This window comes from Archangium sp. (assembly GCF_036389735.1).
In the GTDB taxonomy this organism is placed as follows: Bacteria; Myxococcota; Myxococcia; order Myxococcales; family Myxococcaceae; genus Archangium.
The window spans coordinates 1-5032 of sequence record NZ_DASVWK010000838.1 but is presented as its reverse complement, the minus strand read 5'-3'; the positions used below and the strand labels follow the sequence as shown (position 1 = coordinate 5032).

Genomic DNA, 5032 nt, shown 5'->3' with positions numbered 1-5032 from the left:
AGTCCGCCGCGCTGCCGCACTGACACTTCGCCGCGTGCTGCTCCTCCGCCGCGTCCAGCTTCGCCGGCGCCGCCTCCGTCGAGGCCGCCGGGTCCGTCTTCGCCGGCACCGCCGCGGACGGCGCGTCGGTCTTGGAACGGTGACCCTCGCAGGCCACGGCCTCACCCGTCGTGAGCAGCACGCCGCCCGCCACCACCGCGGCCAGCATCATCCCGATGCGCTTCATCTCCGAGTACCTCCCAGGTGACGGCCAGGACATCCGAGCCTCACCGGGTTCATTATCCCAGCCCCTCTCCCCTGTCCAAACCCGGAGGGCCCGACTGTCCACCCTCCCAGGAGGGTCACCCCGCGAGCAGGCGCCCGGAGTGCTCGCGACAGGGGGAATCGCCGCATACAGTCCGCCCACCCGTGTCCGCGCGAACCGACCGTCTCGTCTACGCCGCCGCCCTCGTGCTGGGGGCCCTTCCCCTGTGGGTGTCCACGCACCTGCCCATGGTGGACCTGCCGCAGCACCTCCACCTCATCTCCGTGCTGCACCGGCTGGACGACCCCACCACCCTCTACCCGCAGCTCTTCGCCGCGCGCCACGAGCTGACGCCCTACCTCGGCTACTACTACGCCGTCAGCCTCCTCAACTGGGTACTGCCCCTCGACGTGGCCAACCGTCTCTTCCTCTCCGCCTACGTGGTGGGCCTGCCCCTGTCGCTCGCCTTCCTCCTGCGGAGCCTCGGACGGCCCACGTGGCCCTCGCTGCTCGCCCTGCCCCTGGCCTACGGCGACAGCTTCGGGTGGGGCTTCGTCAACTACCTGGCCGCGCTGCCCCTCGCCCTCCTCTGCTGCGGCCTCTTCGTACGCGCCCTCACCGACACGCCCCGCCGCCGCGCCTGGGCCTTGGGGCTCGGCCTGGGTCTCGTCGCCGTCCTCCTCTTCCACGTGCAGGCCTTCGCCTTCCTCGGGCTCGCCCTGCCCTGGCTGCTCCTCACCACCCCCGTGCCCGAGGACGCTGGCGCCCAGGGCCTCGCGGCGCGACTGCGGCCCCGCCTGCCCGCGCTCCTGGGCGTGACGCCCGGCGTGGGCCTCTTCCTCTCGTGGGTGGTGCTGCGCCTGGGCCAGCCCGCCGAGGTGGAGACCGGCGCCCCCTGGAAGGCCTGGGGCCCCATGCTGTCCCCCCAGAACCTCGCCTGGAAGGGCTTCGCGCAGAACCGCGCCGAGCTCCTTGACGTGCTCGCCAACCTCCTGCGCGATGGCTCGGACCGCTGGCCCCTCTACGCCATGGGCGTGGTGGCGGCGGGCGCGCTGGTGCTGGGCCTCGTCCGCGGCGCGCCCCACACCGAGGGCCCCGTGGCGCGATGGCGCCTCGTGGGACTCCTCGTCCTCGCCCTCGGCTTCTTCTTCCTGCTGCCCTTCGACATCCGCGGCTACATCTACTACCTGAACACCCGTTACGCGCAGCTCGCCGCCGTGCTCGCCGTGGCGTGCCTGCCCGTGGCCCGGCCCGAGTTGCGCCGCCCGCTGCTGTGGGCCAGCGCCGCCTGTGCCCTGCTGCTCGCCTTCACGCTGGGCCGCGGCTTCCGCGCCTTCTCCCGTGAGGCGGCCGAGTGGGACGCCCTCGTGGAGGCCACCGCGCCCCGGCCCCGGGTGATGGGGCTCGTCTTCGACGCCGGCTCGCGCGTGGTGCACCACCCCGTCTTCCTCCATGGCGCCGCCGAGCTGGCCCGCGCGCGCGGTGGCGGCACCAACTTCAGCTTCGCCCTCACCCCCCACTCGCCCCTGCGCTACCAGGGCACGCCCCCACCCTCCTTCCCCTCCGAGTGGCGGCCCCATGAGTTCGACTACGCCACGCAGGGGCCCGCGTACGACCACTTCCTCGTGCGGGGCGTCCACCCCTCGCGCGTCTTCGGCGCCCGGCTCCAGCAGGAGCTGGCCGTGGCCGCCCAGGCCGGAGACAGCTGGCTGGTGCGCCGCCGCTAACGCTCGGGCCCGCCAAGTGTGGGCCAGTGGTCGACACCTCGCGCCCGCCCCCCTCCCGGCCTCACCACGCCGCGCGAGGCGCATTACCTCTCGGCCCATGCCCACGAAGAGCCCCCAGGCCGATCCGCGCTCACTGCTGGACGCCCTCCGCGCCGGCACGCCCCTCCCGGACTTCGCCCCCGAGGTGGTGGAGCGCGCCCGCTCGCTCGCCGGTGAGCCCTCCACCCCCTCCCCCGAGGCCGTCGCCGCCCTGCCCGAACCGCTCGCGCTCGCCCTCCTCGAGGGCACGGTGCTCGCTGGTGGCCCCGCCCTCGCCGAGGCGCTCGCGACCTCCGGCGACAAGGCGCTCGCCAAGGCGGCGAAGAAGGCCCTCTACCGGCTGCGTTCCCGGGGCGTCGCCCTCTCCGAGCAGCCCCGGCCCACCGAGCCCGCGCGCCCGGTGGTCACGGGCCCGGAGCCGCTGCCCGCCGTCCTCACCAGCATCGACGGCACCGGCGAGCGCGTCCTGGAGATCGCCCGCCCCCTGCGCGGTGGCGGGGTGGAGGCCGTCCAGTTCCTCATGTCGGACGAGCACGGCGTGGTGCGCATCCAGGTGGCGGAGACGAGCCGCGGCGAGTACCGCCGCCTCATGAAGCAGGCCACCCAACCCGGCCCCGATGCCGCCGTGGAGGTGCCCCATGCCGAGGCCCTGGAGCGCCTGGCCGCCGCCGTGGGGCTGAACCTGCGCACGCACACCGCCTACCCGCGGGGGCTCGACGCCGTGCTGCGGCACCTGGGCGTGCAGCCCCGGGACGAGCCGCCCGCGCCGCCCCCGCCGGAGCCCGAGGACGAGCGGCTCTCCTACGAGGGCCACAAGCTCCACGAGGAGCAGGAGATGCGCGGCTGGCTGCCGCCCATGGCCGAGCTGGAGCGGCTGGCCTTCAAGGTGAACGAGCTGGAGTCGAGCCCGCTCGCGCTCACCCCCGCGCAGCGCAACGAGGAGCTCATCCAGGCCGCCCACGCCCACGCCCACGCCTTCTTCGCGCCGGAGGCGATGCGCCGGCTCTACGCCAGCCGCCTGTGGGAGATGGGGCAGCACTTCGAGCGCCTCGGCAAGGAGCACCCAGCCCGGGTGGCGCGCGCCGAGGCCCGTCGGCTCTGGCACGGCGCCACCGAGCCGCCCTCGCGCTTCGCCGAGCGCCTCTACGAGAAGGCGCTGCTCTACACCCTGGCGGAGCGCGTGGCCCCCTCCACCCGGGACCAGGTGGAGGCCCGGGCGCGGGCCCGAGCCGAGCCACAGGCCCAGGCCACCGCGTCCCCGGAGCCGCTGGAGCGTCGCAGCCCCGGCGGCATCATCCTCCCCTGAAGGCCGGGGAGGCCCGCCTCACGCCTGCGCCACGCGCGAGTGCAGCAGCAGGTCCAGGTTCTCCGTCTCCCAGGCCTGCGCGCGCGTGAAGTCGTGGAAGCGCCGCTCGTGCTCGAGGAACTCGGGCGGGTGGATGCAGCGCCGCCCGTTCTCGCCCCGGCGCGTCCGGTACACGTGGTGCAGCATCTCGTGGAAGACGATCCACTCCACGAAGTAGCGCGGCACCACCGGCTGATCCAACGCCGGGTGGATGCGGATGACGCGCGACTCCGCCGAGTAGGAGCCCATCTTGATGCTCTTGCGCGGCCGGGTGACGCGCGGCGCCGGCCCGTAGGTGATGGCGGCGTCGATGCGGCCCTTGAAGTAGCGCTCGTTGAGCCGCTCGAAGATGCGGCCCAGGTCATGGTGCTGACCTACCGGGTCCATGCGCAGGCGCTTGCGCATCTGCGCCGGTGACACCCGGCGGATGTAGATCTTGTTGCGCTCGATGAACCGATCCAGTTGCACGCTGGCCTCCGCGTCTCCGTTGCGCACGAAGTCCGCGAGCGCCTGGATGACCTCATCCGGTGCCGCCAGGAACATGTGGTGCAGCCGCAGCCGCCACAACGCCCGGTGGCGCTGGAAGGTGAGCATCGTATGCGTGTTGTCGTGGACCTCCACCGCGACCGGGGCCCGCAGCCGCGTGCGCAGTCGTCGCTCGAGGACGCGACGCCACACCTTCAGCAACCGGTTGGGCTCGGGCGCGATGGGTTGCTCGCGGGCGATCCTCCCCGCCGGCGGGCTCCTCTTCTTCGCCACATTCTTCTTGTTCGCACGGGCCATAGACGGGGCCGATTCTATGGACCCGTCTGACACGTGTAAACGAGATGAGGAGTTCAAAACCCCTGGAATTCCAACAACTTATAGACACTCCCGCGTACCCTGGCCCACTTGTCCGCCAGTGGGGGAGCCGACCGTATATGTCTCCTCCCGGAACCTCACCGGCGGCTTTTCTGGCGGCAGTCCAATTTGAAGACGACGGGGTCCGTCGGATTCTCGGGAACCGTGAATTCCTTGCGTCCCTTGGGGGCCCGATACCCTGGGCACCGGTAGTCAATTCGCACGGTTCCGGGCGCCAGCTTCAGCGAGTCGTTGGGCTTCACCCCACGTCCTCCCACCTTCAGCACCGTCCGTGCCGGTGCCTTGAACTGCACGGACACCTGTGTGGGCGGCTTGGGGTCTGACGTGGGCGTGGGTGGGTCCTTGTCGGGCCCCTGGCCACCCTGGGCAGCCACCTCTCCAGCGGGCGGGGGCTCCGCCAGGGGAGCGGCCCCCGGCGGGGTCGTCCCGTTCGCGGTGGGCGCGGGCGTCGCGGCGCTCCCCTGCTCCGGCACCGGAGGGACAGCCGCGGTCTCCTTCCCGGGCTCGGCGGTGGGGGTCGCGTTGGCGGTCCCGGAAGAAGGATCGGCCGGGCGCGGGTCGCCCGTGGGAGCAGGCTGAGGCGCGACCTCCTGGGCACTCGGCGCCGCGGCCACCGGAGCCTCAACGGGCTTGGGGGCGGGCTCGAGCAGGAACAGCCACGCGGCCCCCGCGCCGATCACCAGCAGCAGCGTCACGACGGTGAACAGCAGCAGCTTCACCGGCGAGCGACGCGTCGGAGGAGGCTCTTGGGTCTCGGTATGGGTATGGGTGTGCCCATAGCCGGCGGTGGACTCGTCATCCTCCGGGTCGCGCACG

Annotated in this window: 3 protein-coding genes and 2 pseudogenes; 2 read left to right on the top strand and 3 right to left on the bottom strand. The window is 72.8% G+C overall.

The genetic code is table 11. From position 1 onward, the window contains the following. Window positions 1–226: pseudogene (locus tag VF794_RS29920) on the bottom strand (metallothionein); the annotation flags it as partial. A gap of 182 nt (window positions 227–408) precedes the next feature. On the opposite strand from VF794_RS29920, the gene VF794_RS29915 reads away from it, so the two are divergent. After that, window positions 409–1971 carry a hypothetical protein gene (locus tag VF794_RS29915; protein ID WP_331116294.1) on the top strand — a complete coding sequence of 521 codons (1563 nt, stop codon included), beginning with the start codon at window positions 409–411 and terminating at the stop codon, window positions 1969–1971. Window positions 1972–2068: 97 nt separating this feature from the next. Continuing rightward, window positions 2069–3316, top strand: coding sequence for a hypothetical protein (locus tag VF794_RS29910; RefSeq protein ID WP_331116293.1), 1248 nt, complete (start codon window positions 2069–2071; stop codon window positions 3314–3316). 18 nt (window positions 3317–3334) lie between these two features. Here VF794_RS29910 and VF794_RS29905 read toward each other — a convergent pair whose 3' ends face one another. Next, window positions 3335–4081 (bottom strand): hypothetical protein, encoded by a 747-nt coding sequence (locus VF794_RS29905; RefSeq protein ID WP_331116295.1) that lies wholly within the window; start codon window positions 4079–4081, stop codon window positions 3335–3337. 212 nt (window positions 4082–4293) lie between these two features. Beyond that, window positions 4294–5032, bottom strand: a pseudogene (locus VF794_RS29900) (hypothetical protein); the annotation flags it as partial.